Annotated in this window: 24 protein-coding genes; 8 read left to right on the top strand and 16 right to left on the bottom strand. The window is 70.1% G+C overall.

Annotated features, from left to right (window positions below; translation table 11 throughout):
- Positions 1–6: 6 nt before the first annotated feature.
- On the top strand, positions 7–2,109 hold the full coding sequence (locus tag GGR16_RS15465) for a hypothetical protein (RefSeq protein ID WP_183317135.1): 2,103 nt from the start codon (positions 7–9) through the stop codon (positions 2,107–2,109).
- On the opposite strand, the gene GGR16_RS15470 is transcribed toward GGR16_RS15465, so the two are convergent.
- A complete protein-coding gene (locus tag GGR16_RS15470; protein WP_053193225.1) occupies positions 2,084–2,593 on the bottom strand; it encodes a GNAT family N-acetyltransferase in 510 nt (169 codons plus the stop codon). The genes GGR16_RS15465 and GGR16_RS15470 overlap by 26 nt on opposite strands.
- 306 nt (positions 2,594–2,899) lie before the next feature.
- Between GGR16_RS15470 and GGR16_RS15475 the strand changes: the two genes are divergently transcribed.
- The gene (locus GGR16_RS15475) at positions 2,900–3,886 is read left to right on the top strand and encodes a glutathione S-transferase family protein (protein WP_183317136.1); all 987 of its coding nucleotides are present in this window, start codon (positions 2,900–2,902) and stop codon (positions 3,884–3,886) included.
- Positions 3,887–3,889: 3 nt separating this feature from the next.
- Here the strand turns inward: GGR16_RS15475 and GGR16_RS15480 are convergent, their stop codons facing one another.
- Positions 3,890–4,378 (bottom strand): NUDIX domain-containing protein, encoded by a 489-nt coding sequence (locus tag GGR16_RS15480; protein ID WP_183317137.1) that lies wholly within the window; start codon positions 4,376–4,378, stop codon positions 3,890–3,892.
- A gap of 362 nt (positions 4,379–4,740) precedes the next feature.
- On the opposite strand from GGR16_RS15480, the gene GGR16_RS15485 reads away from it, so the two are divergent.
- On the top strand, positions 4,741–5,634 hold the full coding sequence (locus GGR16_RS15485) for a metallophosphoesterase family protein (RefSeq protein WP_019400310.1): 894 nt from the start codon (positions 4,741–4,743) through the stop codon (positions 5,632–5,634).
- A gap of 129 nt (positions 5,635–5,763) precedes the next feature.
- Entirely contained in the window at positions 5,764–6,810 is a 1,047-nt protein-coding gene (locus GGR16_RS15490; protein ID WP_183317138.1) for a methyl-accepting chemotaxis protein, read from the top strand.
- Positions 6,811–6,841: 31 nt separating this feature from the next.
- Here GGR16_RS15490 and GGR16_RS15495 read toward each other — a convergent pair whose 3' ends face one another.
- On the bottom strand, positions 6,842–7,390 hold the full coding sequence (locus tag GGR16_RS15495) for a hypothetical protein (protein ID WP_183317139.1): 549 nt from the start codon (positions 7,388–7,390) through the stop codon (positions 6,842–6,844).
- A 105-nt stretch (positions 7,391–7,495) separates the two neighbouring features.
- Here GGR16_RS15495 and GGR16_RS15500 point away from each other — a divergent pair, with 105 nt between their 5' ends.
- Positions 7,496–7,984: a YbaK/EbsC family protein gene (locus GGR16_RS15500; protein ID WP_183317140.1), complete on the top strand. Its 489-nt coding sequence runs from the start codon at positions 7,496–7,498 to the stop codon at positions 7,982–7,984.
- Between the two features lie 3 nt (positions 7,985–7,987).
- On the opposite strand, the gene GGR16_RS15505 is transcribed toward GGR16_RS15500, so the two are convergent.
- From GGR16_RS15505 to GGR16_RS15525, 5 genes are all read right to left on the bottom strand, one after another.
- Positions 7,988–8,734, bottom strand: a complete 747-nt coding sequence (locus tag GGR16_RS15505; protein WP_183317141.1) for an SDR family oxidoreductase — start codon at positions 8,732–8,734, stop codon at positions 7,988–7,990.
- 313 nt (positions 8,735–9,047) lie between these two features.
- Positions 9,048–9,842, bottom strand: coding sequence for an ABC transporter ATP-binding protein (locus GGR16_RS15510; RefSeq protein WP_019403967.1), 795 nt, complete (start codon positions 9,840–9,842; stop codon positions 9,048–9,050).
- Positions 9,839–10,732: an ABC transporter permease gene (locus GGR16_RS15515; RefSeq protein ID WP_183317142.1), complete on the bottom strand. Its 894-nt coding sequence runs from the start codon at positions 10,730–10,732 to the stop codon at positions 9,839–9,841. The genes GGR16_RS15510 and GGR16_RS15515 overlap by 4 nt, the downstream gene beginning before the upstream one ends.
- 175 nt (positions 10,733–10,907) lie before the next feature.
- Positions 10,908–11,867 (bottom strand): ABC transporter substrate-binding protein, encoded by a 960-nt coding sequence (locus GGR16_RS15520; RefSeq protein ID WP_183317143.1) that lies wholly within the window; start codon positions 11,865–11,867, stop codon positions 10,908–10,910.
- 29 nt (positions 11,868–11,896) lie between these two features.
- Positions 11,897–12,874: a Glu/Leu/Phe/Val family dehydrogenase gene (locus GGR16_RS15525; RefSeq protein ID WP_343059797.1), complete on the bottom strand. Its 978-nt coding sequence runs from the start codon at positions 12,872–12,874 to the stop codon at positions 11,897–11,899.
- Here GGR16_RS15525 and GGR16_RS15530 point away from each other — a divergent pair.
- Complete coding sequence (locus tag GGR16_RS15530) at positions 12,869–13,195, top strand: hypothetical protein (RefSeq protein ID WP_183317263.1); 327 nt, start codon at positions 12,869–12,871, stop codon at positions 13,193–13,195. The two genes, GGR16_RS15525 and GGR16_RS15530, sit on opposite strands and share 6 nt — an antisense overlap.
- A 14-nt stretch (positions 13,196–13,209) precedes the next feature.
- Here GGR16_RS15530 and livM read toward each other — a convergent pair whose 3' ends face one another.
- The 5 genes from livM to ribA all read right to left on the bottom strand — a co-directional run bounded on the left by livM (position 13,210) and on the right by ribA (position 18,839).
- Positions 13,210–14,505: a high-affinity branched-chain amino acid ABC transporter permease LivM gene (gene livM, locus GGR16_RS15535; protein ID WP_246373091.1), complete on the bottom strand. Its 1,296-nt coding sequence runs from the start codon at positions 14,503–14,505 to the stop codon at positions 13,210–13,212.
- An 83-nt stretch (positions 14,506–14,588) separates the two neighbouring features.
- Positions 14,589–15,692 (bottom strand): ABC transporter substrate-binding protein, encoded by a 1,104-nt coding sequence (locus GGR16_RS15540; protein WP_019403961.1) that lies wholly within the window; start codon positions 15,690–15,692, stop codon positions 14,589–14,591.
- A gap of 60 nt (positions 15,693–15,752) precedes the next feature.
- Positions 15,753–16,667 (bottom strand): ABC transporter permease subunit, encoded by a 915-nt coding sequence (locus GGR16_RS15545; RefSeq protein WP_183317145.1) that lies wholly within the window; start codon positions 16,665–16,667, stop codon positions 15,753–15,755.
- Between the two features lie 196 nt (positions 16,668–16,863).
- Positions 16,864–17,574 (bottom strand): fumarylacetoacetate hydrolase family protein, encoded by a 711-nt coding sequence (locus GGR16_RS15550; protein ID WP_019403959.1) that lies wholly within the window; start codon positions 17,572–17,574, stop codon positions 16,864–16,866.
- A gap of 155 nt (positions 17,575–17,729) precedes the next feature.
- Positions 17,730–18,839 carry a GTP cyclohydrolase II RibA gene (gene ribA, locus GGR16_RS15555; protein ID WP_183317146.1) on the bottom strand — a complete coding sequence of 370 codons (1,110 nt, stop codon included), beginning with the start codon at positions 18,837–18,839 and terminating at the stop codon, positions 17,730–17,732.
- A gap of 273 nt (positions 18,840–19,112) precedes the next feature.
- Between ribA and GGR16_RS15560 the strand changes: the two genes are divergently transcribed.
- A complete protein-coding gene (locus tag GGR16_RS15560; protein WP_210289591.1) occupies positions 19,113–19,874 on the top strand; it encodes a RibD family protein in 762 nt (253 codons plus the stop codon).
- Positions 19,846–20,382, top strand: coding sequence for a cytochrome b (locus GGR16_RS15565; protein ID WP_183317147.1), 537 nt, complete (start codon positions 19,846–19,848; stop codon positions 20,380–20,382). Before GGR16_RS15560 ends, GGR16_RS15565 begins: the two co-directional genes overlap by 29 nt.
- Here the strand turns inward: GGR16_RS15565 and GGR16_RS15570 are convergent.
- From GGR16_RS15570 to GGR16_RS15580, 3 genes are read right to left on the bottom strand one after another with little or no spacing between them, the layout of a single operon-like run.
- Positions 20,376–21,230: a class I SAM-dependent methyltransferase gene (locus GGR16_RS15570; RefSeq protein WP_183317148.1), complete on the bottom strand. Its 855-nt coding sequence runs from the start codon at positions 21,228–21,230 to the stop codon at positions 20,376–20,378. The two genes, GGR16_RS15565 and GGR16_RS15570, sit on opposite strands and share 7 nt — an antisense overlap.
- Positions 21,227–22,288 (bottom strand): glycosyltransferase, encoded by a 1,062-nt coding sequence (locus GGR16_RS15575; protein WP_183317149.1) that lies wholly within the window; start codon positions 22,286–22,288, stop codon positions 21,227–21,229. The genes GGR16_RS15570 and GGR16_RS15575 overlap by 4 nt, the downstream gene beginning before the upstream one ends.
- Complete coding sequence (locus tag GGR16_RS15580) at positions 22,281–22,688, bottom strand: 6-pyruvoyl trahydropterin synthase family protein (protein WP_183317150.1); 408 nt, start codon at positions 22,686–22,688, stop codon at positions 22,281–22,283. Before GGR16_RS15580 ends, GGR16_RS15575 begins: the two co-directional genes overlap by 8 nt.
- Between the last annotated feature and the right edge of the window lie 2 nt (positions 22,689–22,690).

Here is a 22,690-nt window from a genome sequence, read left to right on the forward strand (position 1 = left end):
CACGGCATGCTGAGCCTCTCCTTCACCCCGCTCGTTCCGACCCTCGTGCTCGCGGCCGTCGCCGTGCTCGCGGCGGTGGCGGCCCTCGTCTCCGTCCTGACCCGCGGCCTCACCGGCATCGTGCGCGCCCTGGCGCTCGCCTGCCTCGTCATCGCCCTCGCCAATCCCTCGCTCGTGCGCGAGGAGCGCGAGCCGGTGAAGGACATCGTCGCCGTCGTCGTCGACCGCTCCACCTCGCAGACGCTGGGGCCGCGCGCCGCCCAGACGAGCGCGGCGGTGGAGGAGCTGCAGAGCCGCCTCGGCGCGATGGACCGGGAGATCGAGGCGCGCTTCGCGACGGTGACCGACAATGCCGGCGGCGGCGACGGGACCCGTCTTTTCTCCGCCCTCTCCGACCTGCTGGCCGACGTGCCGAGCGAGCGCATCGCCGGCGCCCTGCTCGTCACCGACGGCGTGGTGCACGACATTCCGGGCTCGACCGCCCTCCTCGGCTTCAATGCGCCGCTGCACGCCCTCGTCACCGGCCACGAGGGCGAGCGCGACCGCCGCATCGCCCTATTGGAGGCGCCGCGCTTCGGCCTCGTCGGCAAGGACCAGACCATCCGCCTGATGGTGGAGGAGCGCGGCGGCACCGGCAATGCGACGCTCACCGTGCGCCGCGACGGCCAGCTGCTGCGCACGCTCACCGTCGCGACCGGCCGCCCCTTCGCCTTGCCGATCACCATCGACCACGGCGGGCCGAACGTCGTCGAGCTCGAGGTCGACGGCCTCGACGGCGAGTTGACGAGCGCCAACAACCGCGCCGTCCTCACCATCGAGGGCATCCGCGAGAAGCTGCGCGTGCTGCTGATCTCGGGCGAGCCGCACGCGGGCGAACGCACCTGGCGGAACCTCCTGAAGTCGGACGCCAATGTCGATCTCGTCCACTTCACCATCCTGCGCCCGCCGGAGAAGCAGGACGGCACGCCGATCAACGAACTGTCGCTCATCGCCTTCCCGACGCGCGAACTCTTCCAGCAGAAGATCAGCGAGTTCGACCTGATCATCTTCGACCGCTACGCCAATCAGAGCATCCTGCCGAACATCTATTACGACAATATCGCCCGCTATGTGCGCGAGGGCGGCGCGCTGCTCGTTGCCGCGGGCCCCGAGTTCGCCACGGCCGGCAGCATCGCCCGCACCGCGCTCGGCCCGGTCCTGCCCGCGGCGCCGGACGGGCGGGTGCTGGAGGCGCCCTACAAGGCCGAGGTGACGGACACGGGCAACCGCCACCCCGTCACGCGCGCCCTGCCGGGCAGCGAGACCACGCCGCCAACCTGGGGCGAATGGCTGCGCCTCGTCGGCGCCCATGTCGACACGGGCTCGGTGCTGATGTCCGGCTCGGAGGAGCGTCCCCTCCTCGTGCTGTTGCGCGAGGGCGAGGGCCGGGTCGGCATGCTGCTGTCGGACCACGCCTGGCTGTGGGCGCGCGGCTACCGCAACGGCGGCCCGCATCTCGACCTGCTGCGCCGCCTCGCCCACTGGCTGATGAAGGAGCCTGCTCTCGAGGAGGAGGCGCTCAGGGCCAACGCCCGCGGCGGCGAGATCCTCATCGAGCGCCAGACCATGTCGGACGCGCCCGGCCCGGTCGTCGTGACGAGCCCGGACGGCACAACGCGCGAGGTCACGCTCACCGGCGGCGAGCCGGGCCTGTTCAACGCCGTCGCCCCCGCCGAACAGCTCGGGCTCTACCGGCTCGCGAGCGGCGACCTCGCGGCCTTCGTCAATGTGGGGCCCGAGAACCCGCGCGAGCTCACCGACGTCTTCAGCGACACCGAGCGCCTGCGCCCGCTGGCGGAGGCGACGCGCGGCTCCGTGCGCCGCATCGCGTCCGGCACGACGGGCGCCGTCGACCTGCCGCGCCTGACGCTGGTCTCGAGCGGCTCGCGCTTTGCCGGCGGCGACTGGATCGGCCTTCGGGCCAGCGGCAGCGCCGTGGTGCGCGGCGTCTCGGTGATGCCGCTCGGCTACGGCTTCCTCGGCCTTGCGCTGCTGCTCGGCGCCGTGCTCGTCGTCTGGCTCGTCGAGGGCCGGCGCCGCGGCCTCAACGATCCCGACGCAGTGCGCTGACAGGTCCCCGCGCCCGCTCCATCACTCCCTCCTGCAAGGGGCAGGCGAGGAAACGGCGCGGATCGACCGGCCCCGGCAGCGTGAACTGGCCCGGCGGCACGGGCGCGAAGCCGAAGCGCGCATAATAGGGCGCATCCCCGACGAGGAGGACGAGGCTGTGGCCGGCCTTGCGGGCCGCGTCGAGCGAGGCGTTCATCAGCGCCGCGCCGATGCCGCGGTTCTCGAAAGCGGGATCGACCGTGAGCGGGCCGAGCACGAGCGCCGGCTCCTCGCCCGCCATCACCGGCGAGACGCGCACGGAGCCGACGATGAGCGTGCCGACGAGGGCCGTGAAGGAGAGCTCCGCGAGCGGCGGCACGCCCTCGCGCAGGCGGAAGGCGGTGCGGGAGAAGCGCCCGGGCCCGAAGGCGCGTTCGTGCAGCTTTTCCACGGCCTCGGCATCGGCGGGCAACTCACGCCGGATGGTGAGCTTGAGATCGGTCATGAGGGGTCTTGCGGGAAGGACGTTTCCATCGATGCCGCTCCCAAGGGAGCGGCGGCGCGCATGATGCTGCGGCCGCTCGCGCGGCCGTGTCGTTATCGTCGTCGCTGGGCAGCAAAGATGCGCACGTCGCCATCCGCTCTCGTGAGGATTGCCGCTCTACCACACACCTCGCCGCACCGTCCATGGCCTTGGTAGGGCCGCCCTGCTTCTTCCCATCCGTGCAAGACCGGTCTTGCACGCCTGCCCCTCCCGCCCGGTGCCGCCTATGTCATGGTGGAAGCGAAGGACACGCGAAAGGAAGACGTCATGGGTCTGCTCGTCGATGGGGTGTGGCACGACGAATGGTACGACACGAAGAGCACCGGCGGGCGCTTCGTGCGCAAGGATTCGGCCTTCCGCAACTGGGTGACGCCGGACGGCGCGCCGGGGCCGAGCGGCGAAGGCGGCTTCAGGGCCGAGGCCGGGCGCTACCACCTCTATGTCTCGCTCGCCTGCCCGTGGGCGCACCGCACGCTCATCTTCCGCAAGCTGAAGAAGCTCGAGGACGTCATCTCCGTCTCGGTCGTCGATCCCTACATGGGTTCGGAAGGCTGGGTCTTCGGCGACAGCCCGGGCACGGTGCCGGACACCGTCAATGGCGCAAGGCGCCTCTACGAGGTCTATCTGAAGGCCGACCCGCACTACAGCGGCCGCGTCACCGTGCCGGTGCTGTGGGACAAGCAGCGCGGAACGATCGTCAACAACGAATCGAGCGAGATCATCCGCATGTTCAACGCGGCCTTCGCCGCCTTCACCGACGTTGCGGACGACTATTATCCCGAGCCGCTGCGGAAGGAGATCGACCGCGTCAACGAGCGCGTCTACCACGCCGTCAACAACGGCGTGTACAAGGCCGGCTTCGCCACCACGCAGGCCCCCTATGAAGAGGCCTTCGACGCCCTCTTCGGCGCGCTCGACGAGCTCGACACCCGGCTGGCGAGGAGCCGCTATCTCCTCGGCGACCGTCTCACGGAGGCGGACTGGCGGCTGTTCACGACGCTGGTGCGCTTCGATGCCGTCTATGTCGGCCATTTCAAGTGCAACCTGCGCCGCATCGCCGACTATCCCAACCTCGGCCCCTACCTGCGCGACCTCTACCAGGTGCCGAGCGTCGCCGGGACGGTGAACATGGAGCACATCAAGCGGCACTATTACGAGAGCCACAAGACCATCAACCCGACCGGCATCGTGCCGCGCGGCCCGGCGCTCGACCTCGACGCGCCGCACGGGCGCGAGCGGCTCGCGGCCGGCTGAGCCTCACCAGTCGGAGGACGGCGGCCGCTCCTCGATGATCTCGACGATGCGGGCGCGCGTGCCGGGCGTGATGCCCTCGGGCAGCGCCGTCACGGGGAAGAAGCCCGTCTCGACGATCTCCTTGTCGGGCGGGCGCGGCCCCGCCGCGAAGTCGCGCACGACATAGATGGCGACGTGGTCACGCCGCGACACCTTGCGGTTGAAGAAGATGCCGTGCAGCGCGATTTCCCCGCTGGGCACGATGTTGCCCTCCTCCGCAAGCTCGCGATGGAGCGCCTCGAGCATGCTCTCGCCGGCTTCCACCCCGCCGCCGGGCAGATGCCAGCCGGGCGTGTAGCTGTGGCGCACGAGGAAGACGCGCTCGTCCTCGTCGATCACGGCAGCGCGCACGCCAAGCGTCATCGGCCGCGAGAAGCGCCACCAGGTATGCATCATGCGTCGGGTCACGGGTTCCAGCCCGTTCATCCGGTGCGGAAGCGCGATGCCGCCCATCGGGAAGATCTCCTGAACAAGTCGTTAACGCCGCCCGCTGTCCTCATGCGTCCAGCGCATATCTCCATTGCCTCTTTGCCCGACGATATGACGTGCAGACACGAAAGAGAATCGCCATATGAGACGGGAAGCCATACGGCAAGGACAGGACCAATGCTTCTCACCTTCATTCTCTCGCGGCTCTCGCGGCTCCGCAGCTATGCGTGGCAGCCTGCGGTCCAGCTCGACGATCCGCAGCTCATTTCGACCCTCATTCCCGACGCGCAGCACTGACTGCGCGTCACAACCACGCTTTGTCAGCGCCTGCGGCTTGACGCGCGGGCTCTGAGCGGCGATGCCTTGGCAGTCCACCTGGAATGCCAATGTATCTCATCGCCCACCTTTCCGATCCGCATATCGGCCCCATTCCACAGCCCAGGCTGCGCGAGCTCGTCGGCAAGCGCATGACGGGGTACGTCAACTGGCGCCGTGGCCGCAAGGTCGCGCACGACATGACGGTGCTGGAGCGGCTGATCGAGGACATGCGGGAGCATCGGCCGGACCATATCGCCTTCACCGGCGACATCGCCAACATCGGCCTCGCCTCGGAATTCCCCATCGCGCGCGCTTTCCTCGAACGTCTCGGCGCGCCGGATTTCGTCTCCTTCGTCCCCGGCAACCACGATGCCTATGTGCGCGGCTCGCTGAAGCCGCTGGCCAATGCCCTGTGGCCGTGGATGGCGAGCGACGGCGCCTCCTCCAGCGCCTTCCCCTATCTGCGCCGCCGCGACGGCATCGCCTTCGTCGGCCTGTCCTCCGCCGTGCCGACCATGCCCTTCGTCGCCAGCGGCACGCTGGGCAAGCCGCAGCTCGCCGCCTTCGAGGCGATGATGGACGACCTCGACCGCGAGGGCCTGTGCCGGATCGTCATGCTGCACCACCCGCCCCTGCGCGGTGGCACCGCCGTGGGGCGCAGCCTCACCGACGCCGCCGCCTTCGAGAAGGTCATCGCCCGCGTCGGCGCGGAGCTGGTGCTGCACGGCCACAATCACCGCACCTCCCTCACCCATATCAAGGGCAAGCACGGGCCGGTGCCGATCCTCGGCGTACCGTCCTGCTCGGCCATCAAGGGCACGTGGACGCACCGGGCCGGCTATCATCTCCTCACCATCGAGCCGGACGGAGCACGCTCGCGCATCACCGGCCTCACCCGCGGCCTGACGCGCGAAGGCGCCATCGAGGAAATCGGCAGGCTCGACTTCACGCCGGCCCCCTGACGATCGCCACCCCGCGCCGACAGCCCTGCACAAGCGCGGCAACCTAGATTCCGTCCGTTTTACCGGCCGTCACGCCTCCGGCTGTCCAGCCGGTCATCCGGCGGGCCGGGCGCTCAACGGGAACACGTCATGGCGGAAGTCAACGGCGACAGCTCCATCCGTCTCAGCGACATCGCGGCGCGCACGGCGACGGCGCGTGACCTCACCAATGCCAAGGTGGGGCAGATCCGCTCCGTGACGCAGCGCCTGCGCATCCTCGCCCTCAACGCGCTCGTCGAGAGCGCCCGGGCGGGTGATGCCGGGCGCGGCTTCTCCGTGGTGGCGCAGGAGGTGCGCGGCACCTCCTCGCAGGTCGAAGGCATCGCCAGCTCGCTCGAACGGGAACTCGCCGGCGAGATCGCGGCCCTGGAGCAGCTGACGCGGCTGATGGCGGGCGAGGCCCAGGGCCAGCGCCTCGTCGATCTCGCCCTCAACGCCATCGAGATCATCGACCGCAATCTCTATGAGCGCACCTGCGACGTGCGCTGGTGGGCGACCGATTCCGCCATCGTCGATGCCGCCGGGCAGCCGACCGATGCGGGCTGCCGCCACGCCGGCAAGCGCATGGGCGTGATCCTCTCGGCCTACACCGTCTATCTCGACCTGTGGCTCTGCGACCTCGACGGGCGCATCCTCGCCTCCGGCCGGCCGGACCGCTTCGCCGTCGCCGGCCGTGAGGTGCGCGACCGCGACTGGTTCGTCCGCGGCAAGGCGCTCGCCAGCGGCGACGACTATTACGCCGGCGACATCGCCTTAGAGCCTCTGCTCGGCGGCGCCCGCACCGCGACCTATGCCGCGAGCGTGCGCGAGGGCGGCACGGCAAACGGCCGGCCGCTCGGCCTCCTCGCCATCCATTTCGACTGGGAACCCCAGGCGCGCACCATCGTCGAGGGCGTGCGCCTGCGCCCGGAGGAGCGCCAGCGCTCGCGCGTCCTGCTTCTCGACGCGCACAACAGGGTGATCGCGGCAAGCGACGGCAAGGGCGTGCTGAGCGAGCGCTTCAACCTCGTCACCAGTGATCGCGAATCCGGCTTCTACACGGAAGCCGGCGGCGCCACTGTCGCCTTCCACAAGACACCCGGCTACGAGACCTATGCCGGCCTCGGCTGGCACGGCGTCATCCGCCAAGAACCCTGAACTCACCCTGATCCGGCTTCATCCCGGGCGCCTATCCCAGAACCTTCCACCACAGCGCCAGATAGAACAGCGTCGCCCCGACGATCGCCCCCATGACGAAGGCGAAGAGGAGGTCGCCGCCATGGCCGTTGGCCGGCGGCGGCAGCGGTGTTGCCGCGAGGCCGCCGTCGGCGGCCAGCGCCTTCTCGCGCTCGACGAGCCGCCGCGCCACATAATCCGTCACCGCCCGCCGGATGGTGTCGACATCCTCGCTGGCGGCCAGCACCCGGCGGCCATGGCGCGTATCGACGAGGAAGCGGTAGGTGCGCCGGTCGCGGTCGACCTCGACGAAGGCGAGCACGTCGACATAGAAGCGCGGCTGCTCGCCCGCGACGAGGCCGTGGTCGAAGAGGTCGATGCCCTCGGGCAGTTCAGCCAGGACGGGCGCCAGCGCCGCCGCGACGAGTTCGAGGCGTGCCAGCGCCCCGCTTCTCAACTCAGCCACCACGTCGGAGCGCTCGGCATCTTCGAGACGTGCCCGGCGCACGGCCTCCCTGAGGTCGCCCTTCTCCCCTTGCGTTGACGGAGGATGCTCGTTCATCTCTCTTCCATGCGCGGCGTCGGCCGCCCGGCGGCCATGGTAGACCATCGGCCGCTCGCTGCGAATGCGGCAGAAAGCCGGGACGAGGCAAAGGAGACGAAGGGAATGAGCGAGACGACACAGGAACTGCCGGCAAGCTCGGCGCGCGTGGCCGAGGCGGCGCGCAGGCTCGGCCTCGCCATCACCATCGCCGTGCACGACCGGCCGACCCGCACGGCGGAAGAGGCGGCGGAGGCCTGCGGCACAGGCGTCGAGCGCATCATCAAGTCGCTGGTCTTCGAGGGCGCCGACAGCGGCCGGCCCTATCTCCTTCTCGTCGCCGGCAACAACCGTGTCGACGAGAAGAAGGCGGCCGCGACCCTCGGCGAGGCGCTGCGCCGGCCGGATGCCGGCAAGGTGCGGGCCCTGACGGGCTACGCCATCGGCGGCATCCCGCCGTTTGGCCATGTCGAGACGCTGCAGACCTTCATCGACGCGGATCTCCTCGCCCATGACATCGTCTGGGCGGCCGCCGGCACGCCGACGACCGTCTTCCCCGTCGATCCGCGGCGCCTCGCCGAAGCGACCGGCGCCACGGCCATCACGGTCGCCTGATCCTCAGACGCAGCGCCCGCCGTCAACCTCGAGCACCGAGCCGGTGATCATCGACGCCTCGTCCGAGCACAGGAACAGCGCCGCATTGGCGATGTCCTGCGGCGTCGACAGCCGCCCGAGCGGGATCGAGGCGCGGAAAGCGGCCCGCTTCTCGGGCGTGTCCTCGCCCATGAAGGTGGCGAGCAGCGGCGTCTCGCCGGCGACGGGCGCGAGCGCATTGACGCGGATGCCCTCGGGCGCGAGCTCGACGGCCATCGACTTCGACAGGAGGTTCACGGCGCCCTTGGAGGCGTTGTACCAGGCAAGGCCCGGCCGCGGCCGGATGCCCGCCGTCGAGCCGATGTTGAGGATAGCGCCGCCGCCCTGGGCGCGGAACTGCGGCACGAAGGCCTTCGCCATCAGATAGATGGACTTGACGTTGACGGCGAAGACCTTGTCGAACTCCGCCTCGCTCACATCGAGCATCGGCTGATTGCGGTGGCTGACGCCGGCGTTGTTGACGAGGATGTCGAGCCGGCCGAAGGCGGCGAGAACCGTCTTTGCCGCGGCCTCGACCTCGTCCCACCGCGCCACGTCGGCCGCGACGGCGATGGCCCCGCCGCCGATCTCGGCCGCCGTCGCCTCGGCCGCCGCCAGGTTGAGGTCGAGCACGGCGACGCGCGCGCCCTCACGCGCGAAGGTGGCCGCAATGCCCTTGCCGAAACCCGACGCGGCGCCCGTCACCAGCGCCGCCTTGCCGTTCAGTCTCATGACGCCTCCGTTTGAGTGCGAATGAATCGCTGCTGGCTAGCATTTTGCGACCGGCTTGTCTCGCCGCAGCGGTGGAGCAGCGCCGCTCAAGCGGCGTGCCGCTGGACAGTCACAACGAAGACAAGCGCCGTTGATCCCTCCCCTTCAGGGGAGGGTGGATCGCGCCGAAGGCGCGAGACGGGTGGGGTCAAGGCTGGGAACGACGCGCGAGTTTTCAGCCGATGGCCCCCTCCGTCGCTGCTTCGCAGCGCCACCTCCCCCATACGGGGGAGGATCAAGCCCGCTCGCAGTCCCACGAGATGTCTTTTCCCGCTCAGCTCGTCAGCAGCCGGTCCTCGGCCAGCTCCTCGCCGCGCGCCTTGCGGAAGGCGTCGATGAGGTCCTCCACGGTCAGCTTGCTGCGGTGCTCGCCGGAGACGTCGAGCAGGATCTGGCCCTCGTGCAGCATGATGGTGCGCGTGCCGAGGTCGAGCGCCTGGCGCATGGAATGGGTCACCATGAGCACGGTGAGCCCGAAGCGCGCGGCGAGCGTGCGCGTGAGGTCGAGCACGAAATCGGCGTTGCGCGGGTCGAGCGCGGCCGTGTGCTCGTCGAGCAGCAGCACGCTCGAGGGAGCGAGCGTCGCCATGACGAGCGACAATGCCTGCCGCTGCCCGCCCGAGAGCGAGCCCATCGGCTGGTCGAGCCTGTCCTCGAGGCCGAGCGCCAGCTCCTTGATGCGCGCGTGCAGCATCTCGGCCCGTTCGCGGCGCAGGGCGTTGCCGAAACCCCGCCGGCTGCCGCGGCCCGCGGCGAGGGCGAGGTTCTCCGCGATCGAGAGATTGCCGCAGCTGCCGGCCAGCGGATCCTGGAACACGCGGGCGACGTGCTGCGCCCGCGCCTCCGCCGGCTGGCGCGTCACGTCCTGGCCGGCGACGAGGATGCGGCCGGACGCCGCCGACACGTCGCCGGCGATGGCGCCGAGGAGCGTCGACTTGCCGGCGCCGTTGGAGCCGATGACGCAGACGAACTCGCCATCGGCGAGGGCGAGCGACACGCCGCGCAAGGCCCGCCGCTCCAGCGGCGTGCCTGCGTTGAAGACGACGGAGAGATTCTCGACGGCGATCATGCCCGGGCCCTCCGGCCAAGCGCGCGGCCGCGCAGCTTCGGCAGCACCAGCGCGACGAGCACCAGGAGGGCGGTCGCGAGGTTGAGGTCGGAAGCCTGCAGGCCGAGGAAATCGGCGCTGAGCGCAAGCTGCACCGCAAGGCGATAGATGACCGCGCCGGCGATGCAGGAGACGAGCGCCACCCACAGGCGCCGCGACGGCATCACCGTCTCGCCGACGATGACCGCGGCGAGGCCGACGACGATGGTGCCGACGCCGGACGTGACGTCGGCAAAGCCGTTGGTCTGCGCGAAGAGCGCCCCGGCGAGGCTGACGAGCGCGTTCGACAGCATGACGCCGGCGATGACCTGCGCGCCGACGCGCACGCCCTGCGCCCGCGCCATGCGCGGATTGGCGCCGGTGGCGCGCATGGCGAGACCCGTCTCGCTGCGCAGGAACCAGGCAAGGCCGATGAGCGCGACGAGAACGATGACGGCGAGGAACAACGGTCGCACCCACAGGTCGTCGAGCCCGAGGTCGAGGAAGGGCGTCAGCACCGTCTCCTGCGTCAGGAGCGCCACGTTCGGCCGGCCCATGATGCGCAGGTTCACCGAGAACAGCGCGATCATGGTGAGGATCGAGGCGAGGAGGTGCAGCACGCCGAAGCGCACGCTGACGAAGGCGGTGGCAAAGCCCGCGAGCCCCCCGGCGATGATGGCGACGAAGGTCGCGAGCCAGGGATCGAAGCCGGACACGATCATCGTCGCCGCCACGGCCGCGCCGAGCGGGAACGAACCGTCGACCGTCAGATCGGGAAAATCGAGCACGCGGAAGGAGAGATAGACGCCGAGGGCGACAAGCGCATAGACGAGCCCCAGCTCGACGGCACCCACGAGGGCGATTTGACTCATGCGATGACCTGTTCAACCTGCACCGGCGCGCCGGGACCGCCCCCGGCCTCTCGCCCGCTGCAGGGCTCCTGACTGTGGCGTGCCGGGCGCCGCCCCGCAACGCTTTCTCGCAAATCGGGGCGCACGCCACAGCCGCGGCGTGCGCCCCCGTGAAATTGGCCGACGGTCCGCTTCGTCAGTCGACGACCTTGGTGGCCCGGGCGACGAGCGCCTCCGGCAGCGTGATGCCGAGCTTGGCCGCCATCCCCTTGTTCAGGTAGAGGTCGGTGCCCTGCGCGAAGACCACCGGCAGGTCGCCAGGGTTCTCACCCTTCAACACCTTCGCGACGAGTTCGGCCGTCTCGAGGCCGATCTGCTTGTAGTTGAAGCCGACGGAGGCGAGCGCCCCGCGGGCCACGCTGTCGGTATCGGCGGCATAGACCGGGATCTTGCCCTGCTGGGCAGCCCCCACCGCCGCCTCGAAGGCCGAAACGATGGTGTTGTCGGTCGGCACGAAGAGGGCATCGGCCTTGCCGATGAGCCCGCGCGCCGCGGCCTGCACCTCGGCCGATTTCGTCGCCGGCCCCTCGACGACGGCAAGGCCGAGCTTCTCGGCGGCGGCCTTGATCATGGCGAGGGAGGTGACGGAATTGGCTTCACCCGGATTGAAGAGCACGCCAATGGTCTTCACGTTCGGCGTGATCTCCTTGACGAGGGCGAGCTGGTCGGCAAACGGCGCCATGTCCGACACGCCGGTGACGTTGCCGCCCGGCTTCTCGGCGGATTTCACGAGCTGCGCGCCCACTGGATCCGTGACGGCGCTGAAGATCACCGGGATCGACTTCGTCGCCGACGCCACGGCCTGGGCCGACGGGGTCGAGATGGCGACGATGACGGAGGCCTTGTCGCCCACGAACTGGCGCGCGATCTGCACCGCCGTCGGGGCCTGGCCCTGGGCGCTCTCGTAGACGAAGGTGACGTCCTTGCCCTCGGCGTAGCCGGCCTTGGCGAGGCCTTCCTTCACCCCGTCGCGCACCGCCTCGAGGGCGGGATGGTCGACGATCGCCGTGATGGCGACCTTCGGCGTCTGGGCCTGGGCCAGACCGGCCCCCAGCAGCAAGCCGGCCAATGCGCCGACGATTGTTCCCTTATGCATCCTCACCCCTCCCGGTTCAGAAATGTTCCTCACCGCGTTTGCTGCCGCGCCGTGCGTGCCGCGTCAAGACGCTCCTGCGCCAGATCGACAGCGACGAAATGCGGCGAGCGCCCCTCCCGCGCCGCGCGCACGAAGATCTCGTCGAGCGTGTCGCCGATCTGGTCCACCCGCTGCATCACCTGAGCCCGGTCGTAATTGCCGGCGATCTCGGCGGAGACATTGACGATGCCGCCCGCATTGATGGCGAAATCCGGCGCATAGAGGATGCCGCGCGCGTGGAGCGCATCGGCGATGACCTCGTCGGCCAGCTGGTTGTTGGCCGCGCCGGCGACCACCGGCGCCTCGAGCCGCCCGACGGTCTCGGCATTGAGGATGCCGCCGAGCGCACAGGGGGCGAAGACGTCGAGCCGCTCGCCGACGATCGCATCGACATCGACGATGCGCGCGCCGCACCGGTCCGCAACGGTCCGGCACCGCTCCTCGGCGATGTCCGCCACGACGAGCCGGGCGCCGGCGTCGCTGAGGAGGCCGGCCAGCGCCCCGCCCACATGGCCGAGGCCGAGCACGCCGACCGTGATCCCCTCGAGCCTGTTGCGGCCGAGGCGGTGGCGCACCGCCACCTCGATGCCGCGCCACACCCCGCGCGCCGTGACGGGCGAAGGATCGCCGCTCGCCGCCGGGCCCTGGTCGAGCCCCGCCACATGGCGCGTCTCGCCGCCGACGACGGCAATGTCGGACGGGCTCATGCCCACGTCCTCGGCGGCGATGTAGCGCCCGCCGAGGCGCTCGACCGCGCGGCCGAAGGCGGCGAGCAGCGCCGGCGTCTTGTCCTTGTCCGGATCGCCGACGACGACGGACTTGCCGCCGCCCAGCGGCAGGCCGGCAAGCGCGCTCTTGAGGCTCATGGCGGCGCTGAGGCGCAGGACATCGTCGATCGCCTCCTGCTCGTCCCCATAGGCATGGAAGCGCACGCCGCCGCACGCCGGCCCGAGCGCCGTCGAATGCACCGCTATGATCGCCTTGAGCCCGCTGTGCGGGTCGCGAAAGAACGCGACCTCCTCGTGATCCCGAAATGCGGTCGATGTCATCAGCACGATATTTTCCTCCCGATTGGTCGGAATAATAGCGCGCGACGGCGCGGAAGCACACAAAAAGAAGAAATAAAGCCTTTATATCTCAATAATTTACAGGAAATCGCGACCGCGCAACGATCGTACTTGGAAACCACCTGGCCCGACTTCATCGCTGCCGGCGCGCTCTTGTCCGGGCAATTTTATGACATGCCGGGCCGCACGGCACTTCACAACATCACGACAATTGATGAGTGACCGGGGACGCCGGCTCAGCCGGTGAAGCGCGCCAGCGTCACGCTCGGCCGGCGCGTGCCGATGAGCCCGCGCGGGCGCCACACCATGACGAGCACCATGGCGGCGCCGAAGAGCAGCATGCGCAGTTCGGCGAATTCGCGCGTCATCTCCGGCAGGGCGACGACGATGATGGCGGCGAGCGCGACGCCGAGCTGGCTGCCCATGCCGCCGAGGACGACGATCGCGAGCACCAGGGCGGATTCGATGAAGGTGAAGCTCTCCGGGCTGATGAAGCCCTGGCGCGTGGCAAAGAAGGTGCCCGCGAAGCCGCCGAACATCGCCCCAATGGCGAAGGCGGAGAGCTTGACGCGCGTCGCGTTCACCCCGAGCGCCCGGCAGGCCACCTCGTCCTCGCGCAGCGCCTCCCAGGCGCGGCCGATGGGCAGGCGCCGCAGGCGTGCCGCGATCACCGCCGTCAGCACCACGAGCACCAGGATGAGATAGTAGAGAAACAACACCCGGTGCATGGAGGAGAAGGAGAGGCCGAAGAGCTCGTGGAAGGGCACCTCGCCCTCGGGGGCCGTACGCGCGAAGGGCGCGCCGAAGAAGCTCGGCCGCGGGATGTTGGTGATGCCGTTCGGCCCGCCGGTCAGCGCACCCCAGTTGATGAGGATGATGCGGATGATCTCGCCGAAGCCGAGCGTCACGATGGCGAGATAGTCGCCGCGCAGGCGCAGCACCGGAAAGCCGAGGATGACGCCGAGAAAGGCGGCCATGATGCCGGCGATCGGCAGGCACATCCAGAACGAGAAGTCGTAGTAGGCCGCAAGGAGCGCGAAGGAATAGGCGCCGATGGCGTAGAAGGCGACGTAGCCGAGATCGAGCAGCCCGGCGAGGCCGACGACGATGTTCAGCCCGAGGCCGAGCATCGTGTAGATGAGCACCGTCGTCGCGGTATCGACGATGTAGCGGTCGGCAATCGGCAGGAAGGGCAGCGCGAAGGCGAGAAGGCAGGCCGCGACCCCGATGGCCGTCTGCGACACGAGCCCGCCGCGCACCGTGCGCGCGCCGCCCTGGGCGAGGCGCCCGCGCAGCTCCCTGAGCTCGGGCCTGAACAGGGCGAGCAGGAAGCGGCCGACGGCCACGACGAGCCCGGCGATCACCACCTGGTCGAAGCGATAGACGATGCCGAGCCCCTGCCCCGGCGTCTCCTGCAGGCGAAAGCCGACGAGCGGAAGCGCGATGCCGATCATGATGATGCCGGCGATCGCCGCCTCGCGCAGCGCTGCGCGCAGCCTGTCGGTGACCGGGGAAGCGGAGGAGGCTTGCATCGCGGGCTCTCGATGCCGACGGAATTCAGGAAGGCGGCAGATGAAGGAAACGGAGCGGGCCGGCGGCCCGCTCCGGCAAAGGATCAGAGCTTCGTCGGCGCATAGGCGCCGTCGCGCCACTCGAAGATGACGTATTCGGGGTCGATGAGGTCGCCCTTGGCGTCGAAGCGGAAGGTGCCGACCACCGTCTCGAAACCGTTGGCGCGCAGGTCCGCGGCCACCGCCTCGGGCTCCTTGCCAGCCCGCGCGACGGAATCGGCCAGCGCCTGCACGGCGGCATAGTAGTAGAAGGCGAAGTTGTCCGGCTCGCCGCTCTTCTTCAGCTCCTCGTAGACGCTCTGGGCCGAAGGCTTCGCCTTCACGTCGGCGCTGAAGGTGAAGAGCGTGCCCGCCCCGCCCTCGCCGGCGATGGACCAGAACTCGTTGGTGGCGAGGCCGTCCGCGCCGACGAAGCGCGTCTCGAGGCCGGCCTGGCGCGCCTGGCGCACGATGAGGCCGAGCTCGGTGTGATAGCCGCCGTAATAGACGACATCGATGCCCTCCTGCTTCAGGCGGGCGACGAGGGCCGAGAAGTCTCGCTCGCCCGCGTTGACGGAGCCTTCGTAGGCGGGCTTCACGCCGGCCTCGGCGAGCGTCTTCTTGGCCGCCTCGGCAAGACCCTGGCCATAGACCTGCTTGTCGTGGACGATGGCGACCTTCTTGTCCTTGAACTTCTCGGCGATGTACTTGGCCGCGACGACGCCCTGCTGGTCGTCGCGGCCGCAGGCCCGGAAGACGAGCTTCATGCCGCGCTCGGTCAGCTCCGGCGAGGTCGCCGAGGCGGTCATCATCAGGATGCCTTCCTCGTCATAGACGCCGGAGGCGGCGATCGAAGCGCCGGAGCACAGGTGGCCGACGACGAAGCGGATGCCCTTCGACACCACCTGGTTGGCGGCGCTCACCGCGCTCTTGGGGTCGCACTGGTCGTCGGCGATCTCGAGCACGAGCTTCTCGCCCTTGATGCCGCCCTTGTCGTTGATGGCCTTCACCGCGGCCTCGGCGCCGAGCCGCGCCTGGGCGCCGATGGCGGCGATCTGCCCGCCGGTGGCGGGGATGCCGAGGGCGAAGGTCACGTCCGCCCGCGCGGGCGCCGCCGCCAGAAGCGCGGCGGCACAGGCGGACAGCATCAGTTTCGTCATCGCATTCATGGTCTTTCCTCCCTTAACCGCCCCGTCCGGCAGCGCCGGCGGTGCGCAGGTCTCGCGCGCTCACACCTTCTCCACCTCCTGCCGGCCGAGCAGTCCCGTCGGCCGGAAGAGGAGGATGAGGACGAGGATGGCGAACACCGCCACGTCCTTGTACTGGATGTCGGAATAGGCCGACCACAGCGCCTCGATGAGGCCGATGAGCAGCCCGCCGAGCATGGCGCCGGGCAGCGAGCCGATGCCGCCGAGGACGGCGGCGGTGAAGGCCTTGAGCCCGGCGAAGAAGCCGATGAAGAAGTCGATGGAGCCGTAGTAGATCGTGTAGAGCAGCCCGGCGACGGCGGCGAGCGCGGCCCCGAAGACGAAGGTCAGCGAGATGGTGCGGTCGACATTGACGCCGACGAGCTCGGCCATGCGCCGGTCCTGCTCGCAGGCGCGCTGGGCGCGGCCGAGCGCGGTGCGGGAGACGAGCAGGCTGAAGCCGGCCATCAGCACCACGGTGACGACGACGATGACGACCTGCACCACGGCCACCGAAAGCTGATGGTCGCCGATCGAGCCGAGCGAAATGCGCCCCGTGAGCACCGGCGGCAGTGGTTTCACCCGCGCGCCCTGCAGCAATTGCACGAGGTTCTGCAGGAAGATCGACATGCCGATGGCCGAGATCAGCGGCGCGAGGCGGAAGGAGCCACGCAGGGGCCGGTAGGCGATTCGCTCGACGACGAAGCCCCACAAGGCCGTGAAGACCGCCGTGAGCACGAGCGCCACGAGGATGGCCACGGGCACCGCCGCGACCCCGAGCTGGGCGAGCAGCAGCAGCGCGATGAGGGAGATGAAGGCGCCGATCATGAACACCTCGCCATGGGCGAAGTTGATCATGCCGATGATGCCGTAGACCATCGTGTAGCCGATGGCGATGAGGCCATAGACGGAGCCGAGGGTCAGCCCGTTGATGAGCTGGTCCACAAAATAGCCCACGGCGTTTCCCCCCTTTTATTATGCGGCCTTATGAGCTGCCACGAGACTACTCGCGGCCCGCGCTTTTGCAAGAGGATGGGTCAGTGCAACTGACCAACACCGCATGTGCAAGGCACCAGCCGGCTGCCTAGAGGAGCATTCCCGCCGCCACGAGGCAATGGGCGCAGGTGTCTGGCGCAGCCTTCGCCGATCGCTCTCAGGCTCCGTCGGGCGAAGACGGCTGCGTGATCGTCACCGTCAGCGGCGTGAGGCCCGCAATCGTCGCCTCGATGACGTCCCCCGGCACCACCGCCCCGACGCCGGCCGGCGTCCCCGTCATGACGAGGTCGCCGGGCTCCAGCCGGTAGAAGCGCGAGAGGATGGACAGCATGGGCGCCACCGGCCAGATCATGTCGGCGATGTCGCCGCGCTGGCGCGTTGCGCCATTGACCTTGAGCTCCATCGCCGCGCGCTCGAAGGGGCCCATCTCCGCGGCCGGCGTGATGGCGCCGACCGGCGCCGACTGCTCCACGTTCTTGGCGAAGTCCCACGGCCGGGCCAGATCCTTCGCCGCCGCCTGCAGGTCGCGCCGCGTCATGTCGAGGCCGACGGCATAGCCGAAGACGATCTTCGCCGCCGCTTCCTCGTCGAGGTCCTGCCCCGCCCCGTCGATGGCGACGACCATCTCGAGCTCGAAGTGATAGTTCTTCGTCTGCCGCGGATAGGCGATCTCGCCGCCCCCCGGCACCACCGTCTCGGCCCATTTGGTGAAGAAGAAGGGCGGCTCGCGGTCCGGGTCGCGCCCCATCTCGCGTGCGTGCTCGGCGTAGTTGCGCCCGACGCAGAACACGCGGCGCACCGGGAAGCCGGCCTCGCGGCCGACCACGGGAATGACGGGCGTGGGCGGCAGGGCGAACAGCGTCTTCATCGGCGGCCTCTCGGAATCGTCGCAACGCCCCTGCTATAGGCCATGGACAAGGGCGCGTCGACGCCCGCCGGCGGCCGACCGGGCCGGAACGAAGAACGCCGACGGACCGTGAGGTCTGTCGGCGCCGTTGCTCTAGGCGAGGTGCCCTCGCCCGGTCAGTCGCGCGGCGGCAGATGCGCCGACAGCGCGTCGATGTCGATGAAGTGGCCGGCACGCTCGCGCTTGGCCGCGAGATAGCGGATGTTCTCGCTGGTCGGCCGGCCGATCACGCGCTGCTCGTCGACGACGGCAAGGCCCGCCGCCTTCAGGGCCGCGATCTTCTCCGGGTTGTTGGTCATGATGCTGACGCTCGCGACGCCGAGCTGGCGCAGCATCTCGGCGGCAAAGTCGAACCGGCGCTGGTCGAGCCCGAAGCCGAGGATCTCGTCCGCGTCATAGGTGTCGAAGCCCTGCGCCTGCAGCTTGTAGGCGCGCATCTTGTTGGCGATGCCGTTGCCGCGCCCTTCCTGGTCGAGATAGAGCAGGATGCCGCCGCCGTTCTCCGCCATCCACTGCACGGTATTGCGCAACTGGTCGCCGCAGTCGCACTTGAGGCTGCCGAAGAGGTCGCCGGTGAGGCAGGCCGAGTGCAGGCGCACCGGCACCGTCTGCGCGAGGTCCGGCCGGCCGACGACGATGGCCACCTGGTCGCGCAGCCCCTCGCCGCCGCGGAAGACGACGAACTCCGTCTCGCTGGCCCCCTCGAGCGGCACCGGCGCGCGCCCGACGATGCGCAGCGAACGCACCTGGCTGCGGCGGAAGGCGGCGATGTCGTCTTCAGAGACGGCCACCACATCGGCCAGCGCCGGATCCTCCGCCGAGACCGACACGGTGACGACCGCCGGCAGGACGAGCGACAGGCGCGCGAGTTCGAGCGCCGCCTCGTCGAGCGGCTGCAGGCAGCCGACGGGCGCATCAAGCCGCGCATCGCTCGCGAGCGACAGATGCATCACCCGCCGCAGGTCGATCTCGGGCAGGGCGATGATGCCGGCGCTCGCCCGTTCCGCCCCGAGGCGCCGCAGGCGCGCCGTTGGCAGCACGAGCCGGGCCCGATCGGCCGCCTTGCGCTCCAGCGCCGCCGCGAGTTCCTCGTCGAGGCCCTCGATCCCCACAGCCAGCACCGACGTGCCGCGCCCGGTGATGCGGACCGGGCGGCCTGCACGGAACTCCGCCAGCGCCCGCTCGACGCTGATCTGGCCGCGATCCTTGATAAAATCTGAACTCATCGGCGGTGAACTCTCGTGGGCCATAGCTCTGTGGCCGTGAAATCTGCCGGTCCTCACGAACCGCAAAACATGCGACACATGTGTATTGAAACGAGGTCCGGCAAGGTTCTTCCTGCTGCGCGACGGCTGATATGTCTCCTGCGGCGCCGGCCATGCCATGGCGGCACGGCCGTTGCGGATGTATGAACAGGGCATGCCTTCGACGAACGACGATGCCCCACCCGGCGGGAAACCATGCAGCAGCAAGAGGGCCCTGTGACCACACCCGACGAGATGGACGGGAGTTCCACGCCGGTGGATTGCTTATCACATCGCGCGCTTGCGCGCATAGCCGATGTACCGGAGGGCGCCAGCCTCGTCGTCGCACAGCTCGGACAGTCGCTCGACGGGCGCATCGCGACGCCGACGGGTGATTCCCGCTACATCAACCGCGCTGCGGCGCTCGACCACCTCCATCGCCTGCGGGCGGCCGTCGATGCGGTCGTCGTCGGCGTCGGCACGGTCATCGCGGATGATCCGCAGCTCACCGTCCGGCGCGTTGCCGGCCGCAACCCCGCCCGCGTCGTGCTCGACCCGCGCGGGCGCCTGCCGCCGGACGCCCGCTGCATGACGAGCCCGGACGCGCGGCGCCTCGTGGTGGGCGGCGCCTCCGTCCCGCGCCCGGCCGGGGTCGAGGAGGTCGTCCTGCCGCTTGCCGGCAGCCGGCTCGATCCGCACGCCATCGTCGCGGCGCTCGCCGCCCGCGGGCTACGCCGCCTGCTGATCGAGGGTGGCGCGCGCACCATCTCGGCCTTCCTCGATGCCGGCTGCATCGACCGGCTGCACCTCCTCGTCGCGCCCATCATCATCGGCTCGGGACGGGCCGGGCTCGAGCTTGCGCCCATCGGCCCGCTAAGCGAGGCGCTCAGGCCGGCAACCGACATCTATCTGCTTGCCGACGGGGACGTTCTGTTCGACTGTGACATGAGGCGCCGCAACGTGGAGGCCAGCCTTGTCGCCGAGACCGATGCACGAGGGTTACGGCCCGGCGGCTAAGTGGCTGCACTGGCTCACCGCCCTCGCCATCCTGACCACGATCCCGCTCGGCATCGCCATGGTCAACGCGGCGCCGGGCCCGACGCAGAACACCCTCTACGACCTGCACCGCTCCTTCGGCGTCACGGTGCTCACCCTGGCGGCCGTGCGCCTTTCGGTCCGCCTCGTGCGCGGAGCGCCGGCGCCCCATCCCTCGCTCGGCCGCCTGCTGCAGATCCTGTCCCTCACGGTGCACCGGGCGCTCTACGTGCTCATCTTCCTGGTGCCGCTGCTCGGCTGGGCCGGGACTTCGGCCTTCGGGGCGCAGATCACGGTCTTCGGCCTCTTCGTGCTGCCGCCGATCCTCCCCAAGGACGAGGCCCTGTCGGAGACGCTGCTCGGCCTGCACAAGCTCGCCGCCTTCACGCTGGCGGCGCTCGCGACCCTGCATATCGGCGCCGGCCTCTGGCACGGCTTCGTGCGCCGCGACGGGGTGCTGGAGCGGATGCTGCCTGCCCGCCGCTACTGATCGTCTGACGTCGGCACGGCGAGGAGATCGGCGTGACCGACAAGGCAGCGCGATGCCTGAGCACGTGCAGCGCGCCAGGCGGCGAGCCGGTCCGCCGCCACCTGTCCGGTCTCGCCCACCGCGGCAGCCGTGCCGTCGGCGAGCATCGCGACGAGCGCCCGTTCGCGCTCGGTCAGTCGCCAGGGGCTCGCCGCCTCGCTGACGGTATAGCCCGCACCACGAAAGCCGCCCGCGAGAAGCCCGGTTGCACGCGGCCCGGCCGCCGGACCGAAGCCCTTGTCGCGCTGCTGGTGGGCGAGGAAAGCGCCGTGCACCGCCTCGTCGTCCGGATGAGGCGGCTCCCAAGCCTCCCGGCCGTCGTAGGTCAGCGCCGTATAGAAGGGCAGCCTTGCCGCCGCGACCGCCTGCACGAAGGCCTCGATCCACGCCGGCGACACGAGATCGAATAAGGCGGCCGCCGTCACGAGATCGGTGGGCACCACGAGAAGCGGCCCGATCCCGTCGGAAAGGTCGTGCGCGATGAAGGAAACCGCGACGCGCCGCCCGGCGGCGGACAGCACCAGGCCACCGGCATCCTCGGCGAGGGTCGCATCGGCCCAGCGGCGCAGTTCCTCGCGCGCTTTCGCGAGCAGGAGGACATCGTGATCGACGAGCCGCCAGTACTGCTCCGGGCCGAGCTGTGGCGCCGTCGCCCGGAGGTTGGACCCCGTGCCGCAGCCGAGATCGAGGACATGCACCGGCTGCCGGTCCGCCACCGCCGCGGCGGTCGCAGCCAGGAGATCGCGGTTGCGCGCCGCATGGTCGGCCGGCTCGCGCAGGGCGAGCCATTCGGCGGAAAAGCCGCTCACGCCGCCCTCCCCCGTCCGGCCAGCGAGCGGACGACGCCGGCGATCGCGGCCGCGGCATCGTCCCAGCGCGGCAGCGCCTGTCCCGCATGCCAGGCGGCATCCGCCATGGCCGAACGCCTCTCCCGGTCGCCAAGGACCGTCTCCAGCGCTGCGGCAAGGGCAGCCGCATCGCCCGGCGGCACCTTGAGCCCGGCGGCATCGGGCACGCGCTCGTCCGCCGCCCCGACGCGCGTCGTCACGACGGGCAGGCCGCGCGCCAGCGCTTCCGTCAGGACCATGCCGTAGCCCTCGTAATGCGATGCCATGACGAAGAGGTCGGCGGACGCGTAGGCGCGCTCCAGCGCCGCGTCGTCGCAGGCGCCGGCCAGCGCGATGCGCCCGGAAAGACCCGCCCCGGCGATCAGCGCCCGCAGCCGCGCCGCCTCCTCCGGCGCACGGTCGAGGCTGCCGACGATGGTGGCACGCCACGGCAGCGTGGAAAGGCGCGCGAGCGCCGCGACAAGAACGTCATAGCCCTTGCGCGGCGAGACGGCCCCGACGGCGATGAGATGCGGCGGCTCGCCATCGGCGGGCGCGCGAGAGGCCGGATCGGTGCCCGGTTCCGCGATCGTCAGCCGATCGGCGGCAACACAGAACTCGCTCGCGAGCACCCGGCCCGTCGGCACGCTCGTCGCGACGACGGCATCGACCGCCGCAAGCGCCGCACGCTCGCTGGCGAGGAGCTGCCGCCGCGCCGCGTCGGAAAGGCCGGTCTCATGGCCGAGCGGATGGTGCACCAGCGCCACGCACCGCCTGCCGCAGCCGCGCAGCAGGGAGGCCGGCAGGGCGCCGCAGGCGAGCCCGTCGATCAGGAGCACGGCGTCGCGCGGCGTAGCCGCGAAGGCCGCCGCGGTTGCCGCAAGCTCGGCATCGGTCGGAAAGGGAAAGCCCGCCGCCAGTGGCAGGTGGACGATGTCGACGCCCTGCGCCGGCAGGTCGTTGAGCATCCGTCGCGCATAGGCGTAGCCGCCCGTCGGGCTGGCGAGGTCGCCCGGAATGGCGAAGACGACGTCAGGCACGGGCCACCGGCCCCTCGAACCACGCCCGGGCCACGTGGCTCTCGTGCAGCGTCACGCGGATGTGATCGATGCCCTCCCCGCCCGGCCCGAGCGCGCCGCCGCGCGCCGCCTCCGCCATCGCATCGAAGATATGACGGCTCAGGAATTCCGTCGTCGTGTTGCGGCCCGCGAACTGCGGCAGGTCGTCGAGGTTGCGGTAGTTGAGCGGCGAGAGCACCGCCTTCAGCGCCTCGTGGGCGCGGCCGATGTCGACGACCACCCCCTCCGACGTCAGCTCCTTCCGGAAAAAAGCCACATCGACGATGAAGGTCGCCCCGTGCAGGGCCTGCGCCGGCCCGAACAGGTCACCGCGGAAACTGTGGGCGATCATGACGTGGTCACGAACCTCGACGGCATACATGG

The sequence above is a fragment of the Chelatococcus caeni genome, from assembly GCF_014196925.1.
GTDB lineage: Bacteria > Pseudomonadota > Alphaproteobacteria > Rhizobiales > Beijerinckiaceae > Chelatococcus_A > Chelatococcus_A caeni.